The 15,277-nt window shown below is 60.7% G+C and carries 11 protein-coding genes; 7 read left to right on the plus strand and 4 right to left on the minus strand.

The window, feature by feature from the left end:
- Positions 1 to 232: 232 nt before the first annotated feature.
- From ABIB95_RS45195 to ABIB95_RS45205, 3 genes are all read right to left on the minus strand, one after another.
- Entirely contained in the window at positions 233 to 1,402 is a 1,170-nt protein-coding gene (locus ABIB95_RS45195) for a saccharopine dehydrogenase family protein (RefSeq protein WP_071916321.1), read from the minus strand.
- A gap of 661 nt (positions 1,403 to 2,063) precedes the next feature.
- Entirely contained in the window at positions 2,064 to 2,618 is a 555-nt protein-coding gene (locus tag ABIB95_RS45200) for a thioredoxin family protein (RefSeq protein ID WP_354248952.1), read from the minus strand.
- Between the two features lie 272 nt (positions 2,619 to 2,890).
- Positions 2,891 to 3,733: a DUF1194 domain-containing protein gene (locus ABIB95_RS45205; protein WP_354248932.1), complete on the minus strand. Its 843-nt coding sequence runs from the start codon at positions 3,731 to 3,733 to the stop codon at positions 2,891 to 2,893.
- A 110-nt stretch (positions 3,734 to 3,843) separates the two neighbouring features.
- Between ABIB95_RS45205 and ABIB95_RS45210 the strand changes: the two genes are divergently transcribed.
- Positions 3,844 to 4,146, plus strand: a complete 303-nt coding sequence (locus ABIB95_RS45210; RefSeq protein WP_354248953.1) for an integrase core domain-containing protein — start codon at positions 3,844 to 3,846, stop codon at positions 4,144 to 4,146.
- A gap of 270 nt (positions 4,147 to 4,416) precedes the next feature.
- Here ABIB95_RS45210 and ABIB95_RS45215 read toward each other — a convergent pair whose 3' ends face one another.
- Entirely contained in the window at positions 4,417 to 4,596 is a 180-nt protein-coding gene (locus tag ABIB95_RS45215) for a hypothetical protein (RefSeq protein ID WP_354248933.1), read from the minus strand.
- A gap of 151 nt (positions 4,597 to 4,747) precedes the next feature.
- On the opposite strand from ABIB95_RS45215, the gene ABIB95_RS45220 reads away from it, so the two are divergent.
- The 6 genes from ABIB95_RS45220 to ABIB95_RS45245 all read left to right on the plus strand — a co-directional run bounded on the left by ABIB95_RS45220 (position 4,748) and on the right by ABIB95_RS45245 (position 15,272).
- Positions 4,748 to 7,966, plus strand: coding sequence for a DUF3237 family protein (locus ABIB95_RS45220; RefSeq protein ID WP_354248934.1), 3,219 nt, complete (start codon positions 4,748 to 4,750; stop codon positions 7,964 to 7,966).
- A gap of 822 nt (positions 7,967 to 8,788) precedes the next feature.
- A complete protein-coding gene (locus tag ABIB95_RS45225; protein ID WP_354248935.1) occupies positions 8,789 to 9,514 on the plus strand; it encodes a DUF3237 domain-containing protein in 726 nt (241 codons plus the stop codon).
- Between the two features lie 699 nt (positions 9,515 to 10,213).
- Positions 10,214 to 10,645 (plus strand): encapsulin, encoded by a 432-nt coding sequence (locus tag ABIB95_RS45230; protein WP_354121130.1) that lies wholly within the window; start codon positions 10,214 to 10,216, stop codon positions 10,643 to 10,645.
- 102 nt (positions 10,646 to 10,747) lie between these two features.
- Complete coding sequence (locus ABIB95_RS45235) at positions 10,748 to 11,188, plus strand: hypothetical protein (RefSeq protein ID WP_354121129.1); 441 nt, start codon at positions 10,748 to 10,750, stop codon at positions 11,186 to 11,188.
- A 230-nt stretch (positions 11,189 to 11,418) separates the two neighbouring features.
- Positions 11,419 to 14,385, plus strand: a complete 2,967-nt coding sequence (locus ABIB95_RS45240; protein ID WP_354248936.1) for an FAD-dependent oxidoreductase — start codon at positions 11,419 to 11,421, stop codon at positions 14,383 to 14,385.
- Between the two features lie 188 nt (positions 14,386 to 14,573).
- Positions 14,574 to 15,272, plus strand: a complete 699-nt coding sequence (locus ABIB95_RS45245) for a VOC family protein (RefSeq protein ID WP_085402185.1) — start codon at positions 14,574 to 14,576, stop codon at positions 15,270 to 15,272.
- The last annotated feature ends 5 nt before the right edge of the window (positions 15,273 to 15,277 follow it).

The following is a 15,277-nucleotide window of genomic DNA, read 5'->3' on the forward strand; positions in this document are numbered from 1 at the left end:
ACTCCGGTCGGGCTACGCCCTCCCTGCGTCACGAGCCCGGCGAAGCTCTCTCATCCTGATTGACGCTGCACTTCCATCCTGATTGCCGCGCCGCACTCAGAGCCAGGGGGAATGTCTCAAACGGGCCGAAAGCGGCCATTGAACCGGATTTGAGGCCGCGCACGCCAATCCGCGCTTTTCGTTGGTTACGATCCACGTAGTCCAGCACGCCGCTGCAGTTCTGAGCGTTACCTCAACGCGCGTTGAAGGTGAGGCCGGCGCGCTCCTTTAGACGCTTGCGCAACGCCGGACCCATCAGCGCGCCCGGCGTCCAGGTGCCGCCCTCGCCCTGCACGTCGCGCACGAGGCAGAGAGCGCTCTCGGCGATCATCTTGCTGGTCGAGCCGTAGCCCGGATCGCGGTCGCCCGTGACGACCGCCTCGACCCGTCGGCCATCCGGCAGCTCGCCCAGGAAGAGGATGTCGTAGAAGCCCTTCGCGCGCTCTTCCCGAGTCGGGCCTGCACCGGGTTTGAGACCGCCGGTCCCGAGCAGGGAAAATATGGTGGCGAAGGTCTCCGTCGTCACGCGACCGATTTCCCCAAATCCGGGCGCGACCATCATCTCGTCGTAAACGAAGTCCGTGCCGTAGGGATGACCCAACAGGAAATTCGTGCGGTGTACGTTCTTGGTGTTGACCGGCGCCATGGGAAACGGCACGAGCCACACGTTCATGCTCGGGTCGTATTCGGGGATAAGGCCCGACGGCTGAGACGGCCCGGTGAACCCGGGTGTCAGCGCGAAGGGATCGGTCAGCAGCCGGATCAGGGCCGGGTCGCGCGCCGCGGCCGCCAACGTCGCCTGGGCGCTCGCTGCGGTGCCGCCCGACATGCCGCCTTTCACCTTGCGCAGGCGGGCTTTAACCCGCCGCGCCGGGCGTCCGAATTTCTCGCGCGCCTTCTCCTGCAACGTGAGCACGCCGAGATCGAACGGGATGGAATCGAAGCCGCAGGAGAAGACGATGCGCGCGCCGGTCCGTTTCGCCTCTTCGTGATGGGCGTCGATCATGCGCCGCATCCACGCCGGTTCGCCGCACAGATCGACATAGCCAGTGCCGGTGGCCGCGCAGGCCGCCACAAGCTCGGGGCCGTAAAGCTGATAAGGCCCGACCGTCGTGATAATCACGGCCGCACGCTCGCACATCGAACGTAGGCTGGCCGGTTCGCCGGCATCCGCTTTCACCAAAGTCAAATCGTCTGGTGCGCCGATGTCGGCACGCACTTTCTGGAGCTTGTCGGTCGAGCGTCCCGCGATCGCCCAGGACGGAGCATCGTCGCCGCGATAGGACGTCGTCAGATATTCGGCGACGAGACGGCCGGTGTAACCCGTCGCGCCATAGACGATGAGGTCGAAGTCCCGCTTCACGACGCTGGTCCTCCTCGAACCCGGGAGAGCGTTACCCCTTACTCGGACCGGTCTTCCGCCGGCAGGATCGCACCATTGCCTAGCGCGCTCATTCGATCACCTCGTCGGCGCGGGCCGAGCGGGCGCCTAAGAGGTGGGGATGCCAGGCAATTTTGTGCTGTCCCGGAGCCCGGCGAGGACACGAGGACGCGCAGCAAGTGCCACTAGAGGGGGCAGCCGCCTTCATTGAACCGTCCCATCGCGTTTGACGGAGGATACCACAGTTCCTGTCTTGGGGCGCGCAACGTCCGGTTGGAGTCAATACGCCATTTTGACCGCGGGCGAGCCACTTCCCGTCTTCCCCTCGACAAGCGGACAGTTTCCGGGCCGGTTGGCGTGCCCCAAACGGGCCAACACCGGAAGAACTCAGGGTGAGCAAATCTGGTCCGAGCGCTCGACAGGAGTCGATCGGTGTCGCAAAAGCGACGCAGCACTGACGGGTCGGATTGCAGGAGCCGAAGCCTCGTGTTGCCCCGGAAGCAGACCTGAAGGAGAAGGGGCGAACGCGACTCCGGCAGCAGCCGCAGGGTCCTCGTGATGCCGCTAGTCAAATCGCACATGTGCAGCAAATGCTGCCGCACGCGGCGGTCTCAGATACGAAACCTGTTGACAGGGATCGGCTTCATTCGTCCTTCCATTTGATCGAGCAGCCAATAGACGCCTTTTGGTCAGCCGGCGCAAGACCGGTGGTCGCAATCGCGCGCATGGCCTCGACAAGCTCTCGGGGCGCCCCCGCGCGAGGCGGAGTTGCGCGCCCTTCGTCGAGCCGGCCGCGATACTTGAGCTTGCGGTCGGCATTGTAACCGAAGAAGTCCGGCGTACAGACCGCCCCATACGCCCGAGCGACTGTCTGGGTCTCGTCGTGGAGATATGGAAACGGGAAATCATGAGCCCTCGCGAAACGCTTCATATTCTCAAATGAGTCTTCGGGATAGTTCGCCGCATCGTTCGAGCAAACCGCCGCAAAGCCTATGCTCTCCGACATCAGCGCGCGGGCGTCCGAAACCATGCGGTCGATCACCGCTTTGACATAGGGACAATGGTTGCAGATGAAGACGACGACCGTGCCTTTTTCGCCCGCAACGTCGTCCAGTGCGTAAATCTTGCCGTCGGTGGCCGGAAGCTGGAACACGGGCGCCGGCGTATCAAGAACGACTTGGGTAGCTGCTGTCGCCATTTCGCACCTCCTTGTGCCCAAATATATGCTGACTACGGCCTGCTGGGGCACAGTTTCCAAAGCCTACTCGCCAGTCTCGTTGTTTTGGCCATATGTTAGCCATTTCTGGTCGCCCCTTAACAGCCGTCATTGGGACGAGCGCGGGATTTCGTCGGTGTAGGCCACGAACGGACGTTAGCAGCTCCAATGTCCCGACGCGTGGGGCTGCGACCATGATAAACTGCTGTCTAAAGGTTTGTTCGCCCGGCGGCTCTGAATGATCGTCTCGACACTCACCGCCGGCCGCGCTCCTGCGATTTTTTTTCGCCGATCAGACAGGGCACCCGGGGCTCTTTCTCGGCGGCTGGGACGATCCCGCTCTCTGGCGTGAGGCCCGCAACTTCGCGAACAAGCTTGGTCCGGATCGCTGCCTGGAATTTTTCGCGATCTTTGATCGTCATGATGAAGGCGCCCGGCCCTCCGATCACGCAGTCCTCGTAATCGAGATCGAGGTTCTCGATATCGGTCGTCGAGAGGGATGGCTCCTTCACCATGATCGGGAGGCCGTTGATGATGATGCCTTTCTCCAGGGCAGCGTCGCGCGCGCCGGTTACGGGGGCTCCGTCGTTGTTCGGCCCATCGCCGGAAATGTCGATGACGCGCCGCAACCCGCGATACGGATTCTTTTCGAACAGCTGCAGTGCGAAATTAATCGCACCGGAAATTGAGGTACTCGAACCTCGGCGAACTGGTGTTTTCATGATCTCGGCGGCCACGGCATCCGCCGATTCCGGGCCATCGATCACGCGCCAGGGAATGATGATCTTGTCGTCGCCCGACATCGACCACTCGAAATAGGTCACGGCCACCTTGCTGCCCGGAACGGCACTCAGCGCCTGCAGGAAGTCTTTCGACACGATGGCCTGTGCATAGCCTTCGCGCTGAATGGCAAGTTCGTCCATGTCCATCGAATAGGAGACGTCGACGGCGATAACGAGCTCGACATTGACGGATGATACTTTGTGTTTGGTGTCGGCGAATTGGGATTTCGGGCTCGGCGCGGCAATGCCAGCAACGACACCTCCTACTATCGTCCCCGCAACAAGCACCGCCCCAACCGAGACACACCAGCGCATGGCGGCCCTCCCGTCCATTCACGAGCATGGTGACACCCAAAACGCGCTCCGAAAAGCGGAAACATGCAATTGCCGTTCACGTTCGCAGCAATTGAGGCTTGCTCTGGACGATGAGTAGAAGCCCGGAGCTGCCGATCGGCATTCGAGACCGCCCGACGTCTTTCCGCTCACCTTGGCAAAACGCCTACGCAGAACGGTTGATCGGTTCAATCCGGAGGGAATGCCATGTCGTAGTCTTCGGCGAACGCCATCTGCGCCACGTTCTGCTGTCGTACCAAGACTACTACAACGGCACGCGCACTCATTTGTCATTGAACAAGGATGCCCCAGTCCCTCGCGGCGTTGAGTGGGCCGGGAATGTCGTCTGCCGCCCGATCTTGGGCGGACTGCACCATCAATATGGCCGGATCTGATTTACGGCAGGCACAACTTCCGAACTCTTCGCGCGAAGAACTTCTCAAACGCAAAATGGCGGCTTTCCGGCCTACCGTTCTTCGCTGGGCATCGAGCGGCAACAGCAACTTTTCGAGCACACCATTGGGGTCCCTGACCGATGCAATGACCCTCGATCGGCAGTTGTTCGATACTTCGCGCGCGGCCGCGACCTCATGTGCCGCTAATGCAAGCCACCGCCCGCGCGGACTTGCGGGCTAGGCTTTCTGTTGGCGCTGGCGGCGTGCTGTTTACACCTCCAGAAATTCCTCGTCGACGAAAGGGCCCACGCCGATCTGGCCGATCGCCTGGACATGTTTTGCCCTGCGAGACCAGGACGTTCGACCTACCGCAGGCTTCGCGACGATCTCTTCGGGCATGTAGCGTTTTTGCCGTTTGTAGTCCTCCTTGAGGCCCAACACATACCTCAAGTCGGATCACTTCCAGGAGGTGGATAAGTGTGGCATTCGCAGGGACCAGCAGGATATTATAAATTCCGACATTCGCGCTCAGGAATAATGGTTCGAACGGACAATGCGGCGCGGCTCCTGGCGCGGTTCATTCTATTCAAGGGAGACCAGCGTGGGCACAGCGATTCGTAGCAGCGGAATGATCCGCGAGGCCTCTCGGCTCGCCGCAGCCGGCGAGCTCGGAAATTCGGATGTCATTCGACTCTTGCAGATTCCTCATAGCAAAGAGGACGTTCAAGAAGTCCTTCGCACCTTCGAGCAGCAACTGTCCCGAGAAGCGAAGAGCAAGTTGACTTTGGACGCGTTCGTGCCGCCACCGTCCGATGTCGATAATGAGCGGTACGAACCACTCTTCGACAAGTACATCATCACGGGCAAGACCTATACGACCGCCAGCGGCGCAGTCGTGCCGAATGAGCTTCAGTATTATAACGGTCAAATGGTGCACCTCTACGGCGAGTGCTCCAATGTACCTCTCGTGAATGCCGCATTGGCCGGCAGTGGCTACAGGCCGATAACCTTGAAGTACGCGGACGGCAGGCACGCGGCTGTCGCACAGCTCTGGTCGAATAAGTTCACCGACACCTCGATCGGGCCGTATGCCGCTATGTTCATAGTGGTTGCTGCCGTGGCGGACAACGCTCCCGAAAGCCAGGCGTCCCTGAAGGCGGCCTCCAACGGCGCATCGAGCGTGCTTGTGATGCTTGATGGATCGTTCGATCCCGCAGCAGCGGTGTATGAGAACAAAGCGCGGATGTACATGTTCCGACTGCTCGATACGACCCAGGTTGCGATCGACGTCGGCCGCGAGCGCATGGGTACCGACAAGCGGCCCGGGACCATCGACATGGCGTGCATCGGTCGCCGGCTTCACTTGTCGATCAAAGACCAGCATAGACGTGGCGTCGTCCAGGGAGACCTGGCGCTTACCGGGGATCCGACGGCATACGAGTCAGTGGTAGCTCAGGCGGCCAAAACAGCCGGCGTCACGCTGCAGGCGCTTCCGCGCGGTGCCGAATGCGTCTACCCGGCGGTCGCGCGCATCGGGCAGGGGCCGGTCGTTTGCTGGCAGTGGCGAAGCGATGTCGCCCCTCGGCTGCAGCCGGTGATGCCAGGATCTTTGCACTTCGACCGGAGCTCGGAAGAAGGTCGGACCCTTCTCGCATGGGGCTTCACGCCCAAAGTGCTGGGTTTTTTTCCCAAGGTGCGGGGGGTGATCACCGGCCTGGCGGATCAGACCCCGCGTTGCGCCCGCGACAGTTCGGCTGCATGCGAGGGAATGGCAAGCGCCGGCTCGCGCCTTCGTTGGGGGGCATCCGAAGAGGCCGCCTCTGCCCCATCCCACTTGGCTTGGAATACGAGCTTCCTCGGATCATTGAAGGTAGTGCTCCGCAAAGAATTGGTCGGCCCAATGTCCGACGGCCTCCGGGTCAATTGGCACATCACGGAAGGGACCTTCGTTGGGCCGGGTCACGATGCCGTCGTGTTACCCGGCGCGGCGGACTGGATGCATATCCGTCCGGATGGAATTGCGATCGTCAACGTCCGGGCGTGTTTCGAGACGCGGGACCGTGTTCGCGTGTACGGCGCCTACGGCGGGGTCGCCGATTTTGGTCCCGACGGCTACGCTCGGGCGCTGCGCGGTGAGTATGACCAGCAAATCTCCGCCGTGGTCACACCGACATATGAGACTGCGGATCCGAGGCTCGAATGGCTCAACCGCGTCCAGTGCATCGGTGTGGGGAAGGTGGACATGAGCGCGCTTCGCGCGCAGTTCGACATGTACGTGGTGCGGGTGGGGGAGCGAGCACAAGAGGCGTCCAGCGCTGCAGCACAGTCACCGATACCGGAGCAGATCATCACCGCGGTTGAACGTTTTCGCGCCGCGATTCCTGCCAATTTCGATCCGATCTACGTCGAGAAAGTCGTCATACCGTTCTTCCTGACGAACGTTTACGAAGGGGAGCGGCCCCTGTTGCCAATGATTGACCTTAATTTCAGTAAGGAGAATGCACTCCCTCGTGATCGTTTTGGTCTCATCTATCGTGACTGGAAACCGACCCCTGAGGAGGGCGTGATGGTTTTCCTGCAAGGTCTCGAGAAGCGGGGTGAGAATAATCTTCGCAAGCGAATTTATTTTTCGGCGGTGACGCCCGATCTCTATAAGCCGATGTACCGCGCCAAAGTTACAGCTTTTTTTGACAAGCTCTTAGATCAGAAATTTGCTGACAGGCCATTCATGCAGCACTACCTCGACCACTATTTCGACCTCTATTGGGACCTTCACCTTGGACTTGTTGGCAGCGATATTCCCCGTGAGGTTCGTGAAATAGGAAAGGCGTTCAATACGGTCTTTGCCTATCGGGATCCGTTGCTGCCAGTTACCTACCAAAACTATATGAAGGTTCGTGAGCTTCAGGATTTTCTCAAATCGTGGATCGGCAAACGCATCGACGATATCCAATCGGGCAAAATCAAAAATCCCGAGAGAACCATGGCTTGGCATTGGCTGAAGAATGCCCAGGACGGCGGTCATTTCAGCAAGAAGGACATGGTCATCGAGTGCCTCCACGATTTCGTCGCGCTAAGCCAATGGGGCAATGCGATTTTCCGGGTCATGTCGCTCCTGTCGGAAGACCGCGGCGACCAGGCCGTGCGAGCATCATTTCAGAAGACAATGAGCGGAAATTTCGACACTGCCGGAGGTGCGTGTTTCTCGCCACTTGAGCTATTCGTAATGGAATTGTTTCGCGTGATTTCGCCGAACGGTGGCAGCGTCTCCGCCATCCATGATGCGAGATCAAGCGTCCGCGGGGAGGCTCCGCAGCAAAAGCTCGGCATGCCGTTTGAAAGAGACAGCTATGTATCCACGCCGCATGCCAGCACCAGCCTGGATCCGGTTCACTGGACGGATCCGAATACGTTCGATCCGCAACGATATCTCCGCGTCCCGACCAGCGCGCAGATCAACGATGACAAATGTCGGCAAATCGGCCTGGCACGGTGCCCGTTCGACATCACCAATTTCAAGGTCAAGGACGGACGAAACGCCCATATTACAAATAGCGGCTTCGGCACCTTATTTGTCGTTGCGGACGAACGAAGCTACCCGGTTTGTGACTATGCCGGCTTTGCTCCGTTCGGCTTTGGATACCGACGATGTGCAGGTGAACAACTGACAATTCTCGTATTTGAGGATTTTTTGCGAAAGGTCTGGCGCGACAAGATCGTGTTTCGGAAGCTTGATCTGGCAAATCCTGCTCGCGTACCAGTCGGACTGGACGCGGTGATCCAAGACGATATCGGGTTCTACAGATCCGCCTTGCGATAGCGTATCGCGCCGCTGGCACGCGGTTTTTCGCCGTCGCAAGCGGGCTGGCGCCGGCGTGGGGAGATCCAGCAGGTCGCCCAACTACCGGCAGCAGCCCCTGTCCTGTACACGCAATACAATGTAGTCTATTAGACAGAACCAGGATCCGAAGTCGGTCGAGCAAATGCAAGGCAAATGCTATGGATCGAAAAGCGCGGTCGAAGACTCGGGGCTCTCTCCCCCGGGGGCGTCGCCGCTGTCGCGTTTACCGGGACTTGCGGATGCGGCTGGCGTCCAGACCGGGGCGGCCCAAAAGCGCGGCCTTCTTCGACAACCTTTTGACGTGCTTCAATCAGCACGCCAAAACGCTGCGCGCTTGGGAGGCTCCTCGGTGCGGCAGGCGGCGGCTTGCACACCCCCCATGGTGACCAATCCCGGCGATCTCATTGCGCGCGCACTCGAAATCCTCGCCGAGGAAGACGAAGCATGGCGGGTGCGCCGGGGCCTCGATCTCACGCCGCGGAGCGTCCGGTGAATTCCCCGTCGCGCGGATTCGTCAATAGACGGCCGTGCGTTTTTGCGGAAGCTGCGGCAAAGCCCTCACCTATTCCGGCGTGTGACCGGTTTCTTCCGGCGCCTTCCCTGACGCTGCAAACGGATGAAGCTCCAGCTACGGCAGCATGCATGCCTTCGATGCAGCGCGCACGGGACGGCTCGGAGTTGCGATGGGGCGGGGCGGATACGCCCGTGCCCCCCGCGGTGATTTCTCCGGGAACCCCAGCATCGGTCACGGTAGCGGTCTCTCCAGTGCGGCCGGGTCAGGTTGTCACGGTGGAGTACCGGGTGAACGGAGGCCCGGTCCGCCAGGCAATCGGGCAATCCGCGCTGCGCGTCCACGGTGCGAACGGTCGGCTATTCCGGGCGCTCCTGCCGGGCCAATCCGGCGGAACGGTGGAGTTTCTGCCGGTGCTTGGCTTTGCCGGCCAGCCGATCTCTCCGCGCCTACGGGAGTCCGCCGAATGTCCCCGGTATCTGGTGGGTTACGGAGCGGCACCGGTCGAGACCGCTGCTCTACCTGCAGGCGAGCCTCGCTGGGACTGGGATACCACGTTCCTCTGGGCCGGCACGGTAGCCATGCGTAAGGAGGTGATAGGCGTCATGCCGGATGGACTGCGGATCAACTTGCACGTCACGGAAGGACGCTTCGTTGGGCCGCGCTTCGAGGGGATCGTCCGGCCCGGCGGGGTCAACTGGCTGCGCATCCGCAAGGACGGTGTTGGAATAGTCAACGTGACGGAGTGTCTGCAGACGCGGTCTGGTGCGCGGATCGATTGCTTGTATGATGGCGTCCTTGACCTGGGTGCGGACGGCTACGCACGCGCCATCCGCGGCGACTTCGGTATACTGCCGCCGTTCGTTCTTGCTCCGACCTACGCGACCGCTGACAAAGAACTCGCCTGGCTCAACCGCGCCCAGTGTATTGGCGTTGGCAGAGTGGACATGAAGACGCTTCGCGCCTCGTACGACATATACGTCGTAACGGCGGGGGCAGCAAAACATGTAGAGTGAAGACTTATTCGAAGCCGCACTCGTGGAGTGCGCGCAGACGGTGTTTTGAGCTCAAGATATTTGCGTTCGTGCGCAAGCACAAACGACATCTCGTTCCCGATGTATCTGATTAGGGGGGCCTCTGAGATGACAACCGATAATCCGCAAGTGCCTTGGACCGACGAGCAGTGGGCTCGTGTCAACAAAGCCGTTCAAGAGGAAGCTAGCCGCGTACGGATCGCGGCGACGTTCCTTCCGTTGCTTGGGCCGCTGCCCGGGGATACCGACTTCGTGAGGCAGGAAGTTATCACCCAGGTTGCTCCGCCTAATTGGGCTGCTTGGGCTGCACCGCCGCCGCCATTTCCGCCGCCGACAATATCGCCTGTTCCGCCGCCGATAATATTAGGTATCCAGGACAAGCGTGTCATCCAGTTGGCGACGTTACAGGTAAGAGTGCCCGTGCGGGGTGCGCAGATGGCCGATCCGGAGATGACCAGCGTGCTGGCCTTATTCCGGCGCGCTGCCAGCGTACTGGCTCGTCTCGAGGACGCCGTCGTCTTCAGGGGATTGGTGCCAGACCCAGCATTCCCGGGACAGAATAGGTTTGCCCCTCCCATAAATGTCGGCCCAGCGCCCCCGCAAAGGCTCTGGGAAATCACCGGCGGGGAGCCAAGCCGTGGACTTTGGACAATCCCACTCGGATTCCCTCTGGCGCCGCAGGTGAACATTGCAGCGGTGCCGCTCAAAACCAGAGACGCGCGGCTGGTGGTCGGGATAGCCCAGGCCATTGGCCTCCTGGAAGCGCAGGGCCACTTCGGACCGTTCGCGGTGGTGCTTGACCAGGCGCTGTTTCTTGTCGCTCAGACGCCATCGGCGGCTCTTGTATTGGCGCAAGATCGCATCCTCCCGTTTCTGGGCGGCGGTCCGCTGCTCCGCTCGTCCACGCTTAACGTCACTCCCGCCGTTGCGAACGGCGTGGTTGTGGCACTTGGCGGCGAGCCAGTCGAGCTAGTCATCGCCACAGACGTATGCGTCCAGTTCCTGCAGGTCACAGCCGAGCCGAATTTCGTCTTCCGTGTGTGCGAGAAGATGGCGCTCCGCATCAAGGAACACGAAGCGATCGTACGGCTGATTGAAATCGGGGCACCGTAGCGATTGACATTTCCGGCGATCGCGGCGTGTACGGACAAATGTCTCGGGGCTAAGCTCACTTGATCGCTACTCGCCTCGGTACAAGACTAGGAGGAGATGCAAATGCAAATCTCAATAGGCATCGAGGATTTGAAATCTGCCCTTTCGATCGATGACGAGGCCGCCCGGCGAAAAATTGAGAAAACCTATAGAGTGAGGAGGATCGACGACAACACGCTAATCGAACCGAAGCGCCAGAAAGACGGGTTCAGAATAACTGTGGAAGCGCCGAGCAGCGGTCTATTGTTCATTGACTTAATTGACGAACACGGAGCGCCCATCGATACCCTCGCATATGATCTGAAAGCAGGAAAATTCTGTCAGCCTGTGCGAGACCCCGAACCCGCGGCTTCCGCTCAGGCCAAGCCGCAGGCCGATCCAGGGCGCGACCTTGAGCTCGCGCTGCAGATCGGTAGCAAGGCCGCGCTCATCGTGTTCTTGGACCATCATCCCGAGGGGCTCTACGCGGACCTGGCAAAGGCTAAGCTTAAGGAGATGCCGTGAAGGCCAATCGGCAAACTCGCCCAATTCCTAATACGGATCGCTTCGAGCTCTCTACTTGGTAAAATACAGATGGCTGCTGGCGTACGTTTGGCAACTTTGTGCAATGAAGCTCATGCTTGAAAGTGCTCGTGAGATCGTCGAGAGTGATCTGATGTATCGCGTCCCGCGCGCTCGGTGACGCCTCCAAAGCTGGCTAAAAGTCGGACTAAGTGGTCATGGCTCGGTGAAGCATGCCTACTAGGGTTATCGTCTTGGGTGGCGGTGTCGCCGGCATGAGTGCCGCGCACGAGTTGGTCGAGCGCGGCTTTGATGTCGTGGTGCTCGAGAGCGGCGATATTGCGGGAGGCAAGGCCCGCAGCATTCCCGTCTTCCACGAGGGCGAGGACACCAGCGGACATCAGGTCGCCGATGGCGCTGGGGCGTCGATCCAGCATCGGGTGCCCGGCGAGCATGGGTTTCGATTCTTCCCAGGTTTCTACAAGCACGTAATCGAGACAATGCGCCGCATACCGTCGTTTGACGGGAGCAAGGTTGCGGATCACCTGGTGCCGACCACGCGACTGGAGTTCACGCAATACGACGAGCCCCCGTTCGTCGTACCCGCCGGCTTTCCGCTCTCGCCCCGCGATGCCGGCACCATGTTGCGGGACATCCTGCTGTTGTTCGAACACTCCACTGGCCTCACACCCGACGATCTGGCATTCTTCGGTGCGCGCGTCTGGCAGATACTCACGTCGTGCCCCCAGCGCCGGCTCGCAGAATACGAACGCACGAGCTGGTGGGAGTTCGTCGGCGCCGAGCAGCGGTCCGAGTCATATCAGAAGTTCCTCGCTACCGGCATTACGCGCTCGCTGGTGGCGTCCAAGGCGCGCAAGGCCAGCGCGCGCACCATCGGTGACATCTTTGTGCAGCTGGTGCTCACGATCCTGAACCCGATCGCGGGATCGACTGATCGCGTGCTCGATGGGCCAACGAATCTTGTCTGGATCGATCCGTGGCTTGCGTATCTCGAATCGAGAGGGGTGCGGTACGTCAAGAACGCGTGGGTCGAGGAGATCCTTTACGAGAACGGACGGATCGCCGGCGTCGTCGCTCTCCAGCAGGGCCAGCGCATCATGGTGCATGGCGACCACTACGTGGCGGCGCTCCCGCTCGAGGACATCGCCCCCCTGGTGAGCGACCGCCTGGCGGCAGCCGACCCGACGCTCGCCAACCTGCGCGCGCTGGCTCCGAACCTGGAGTGGATGAATGGTGTGCAGTTCTATCTGCACCGCGCGGTGCCGTCGGCGCACGGGCACGTGATTCACATCGACACCGAATGGGCGCTCACGAGCATCTCGCAGCTTCAGTTCTGGCGTGATGTGCCGTCTGAGCTGTTCCGAGACAGCGATGTGCACGGCATCCTCTCGGTCGATCTTTCTGATTGGACGGCGCCGGGATCGGACGGACGCCCAGCCATGCGGTGCTCGCGTGAAGAGGTGGTGCGCGAGACATGGAATCAACTCAAGCGCTCGCTCAATGATGCCGGTGATGAGGTGCTGCGCGATGAGGATTTGCATTCGTGGTTCCTCAGCGCAAACATTGAGAACGATCCCGCACGCCCGGGCTGGCTACGGAATTCCGAGCCGCTTCTGGTGAACCAAGTCGAAACCTGGGCCTTGCGTCCCGAGGCGACCACCGCCATTCCAAACCTTTTTCTGGCGTCGGACTACGTTCGCACGCATACCGACCTCGCGACGATGGAGGCAGCCAATGAGGCAGCTCGGCGCGCAGTGAATGGCCTGCTTGACGCCGTGAAATTCGACGGAAGCCGCTGTGAGCTGTGGCCGCTGCACGAACCTGAAATCCTCCTGCCATGGCGGCTGCACGATGCTGCGCGATACCAGGCCGGCCTGCCGTGGGACGCTTCACTCGCGCAGGTAGCTGCCCACGCCTTACGCGGTGCGTCGCCGCTGCTGGAGCAGGCGAGCTCCCTGCTCGAGCAGGTATCGCCGTTCACCCATGCCGTCGCCGACACGCTCGACTCGCACAGTGCCGCCGCGGATGATGTCGGCGCGCTTGATGCGGTCGACCCGGCGACGATGGCGCGCCGCTTGGTTGATGTGCCCACCCTGCAGGATGCGTTGATCAAGGTCGCGGATACTGTGCCATTGGCCGGCGAGATCGTAGGCCCGGCCGGCTTTCTGGACCGCCTGGTGTGGTATCGCGACATGCTGGCCGATATGCTCACAGAAGGTGTACCGACGTGGGAACCGCAGCGCCACCTGTATGGGCTCGTGACGGATTTCATGGGCCGGTCAGGCAAGGGCCTTCGTCCTGCCCTCTGCATCGCGACCGCGAGAGCGCTGGGCGGCCGCGCGGAGGATGCGTTTCCTGCCGCCGCCGGCCTGGAAATGCTGCACAATGCATTTCTCGTGCACGACGATATTGAAGACGGTAGCGACTGGCGGCGTGGCGTTGCGACAATGCATCGCCGCGCCGGGATTCCAATTGCCGTGAACACCGGCGATTCCATGAACGCACTCGCTATGCGCCTTTTCCGTAAGACCGGCGAGCGGCTCGGCCCGGTGACGGCGCTGCGCATCTTCGACGAAGTCGATCACATGGTCGTCGAGACCTTGGAGGGGCAGGCCAACGAACTAGGATGGGTACGAGACAATGATCTCACAGTTACGACAGACGATTATCTGCGGCTCGTGCTCAAGAAAACGGCCTGGTACAGCTTCATTCACCCCATGCGGATTGGTGCACTCGTTGCCAACGGCGAGGACCAGAATCTCGGTCGATTTGATCGGTTTGGCTATCTGCTTGGACTGGCTTTCCAGATCACCGACGATGTTCTTAACCTGGTTGGCGACATTGGGCGTTACGGCAAGGAGATCGACGGAGATCTCTGGGAAGGCAAACGGACGCTTCTGCTCGCGCACGCCCTGGGTCGGGCGAATCCCACTGACCGTGCGTGGATTAGCACCTTTCTGGCGCGGCCCCGCGAGCGACGTTTGCCGCGCGAAGTGCTGAGGCTACATCAGATCATCGCGGACGGCGGGAGCATCCCATGGGCGCAGCGAGCGGCAGCCGAATTTGCAGAGGCTGCAGCGCGCGAATTCCACAACTCGGCGTTCGCCGGTGTGCCTGCAGGTCCAGACCTCGAATGGCTGCGCACTTGCATAAACTTCCTGACCCAGCGCGACGCGTAATCGGGTTCAGGTTGGAATGAATGGGGACATCGTAACCCGATTGCTCTTAGATCCCTTGATTGAGTCCCGCCAGGAAAGCTGCATCTGCGCGCGACCGCGGCACAGCCGTCCTACTGCAATTTTCCAGGGTTATAGTAGGTTGTCGCGGAACGTCTGCGCGACAACGTTCGGCAGCACCGGAGAATCGTATGGAGCGCCTCAGCAAGCCAATCGATGCGGACATCCCGTTGCTTGAGAAAAGCGCTGATCAGCTCGGCTATGTGGTGCCCGATCTTGAGCAAGCCATCAAGGGCTGGATAGACCAGGGTATCGGGCCCTGGCTCACGATTGGTCCGGTGGTGGTCACTGATAACAAGTATCTGGAGAGGCCCTCACGCCCGCTGATCATGTTCGGATTCTGCCAGGTCGGCGGGGTGCAGCTGGAGCTTATTCAGCCGCTCGACAATGAGCCGTCAAGCTGGCGCGCCTTTCTTGCGGCCGGAAGGAGCGGTCTTCAGCACTGCGGTTTTTGCGTCGAGCCGCACGATTACCAGCGGTCCGTCGCGCAGACCAAGGCGTGTGGCGCGACGATCCAGCAGATGATGTCTTTTTCGGGCGCCCGCTTCACCTATTTTTCCCTGCCTGCTCGCGCCGGTCCTCTGATGGAACGAATTCGTCTTGGAGAGGTGGCGCCTGAAAAAGCAAATGCAGTGCGCAATTCCATCGCGGGGGGTTGCGAGATCGTAGAACTGATCGAGCTCCAGCCCCGTATCCGCGAGATGTTCGCAAAAGTTACGCAAGCAGCGGCCACTTGGGACGGCAAGGCCAGGCCCGTTCGTCACCTGATAGGGCCTGTCGCAAAGGCAGCAATCGGTTCGCACTTGCTCCGAACTATGCGATTCCGGTGATGTAT

The organism is Bradyrhizobium sp. LA2.1 (genome assembly GCF_040547725.1).
GTDB lineage: Bacteria > Pseudomonadota > Alphaproteobacteria > Rhizobiales > Xanthobacteraceae > Bradyrhizobium > Bradyrhizobium barranii.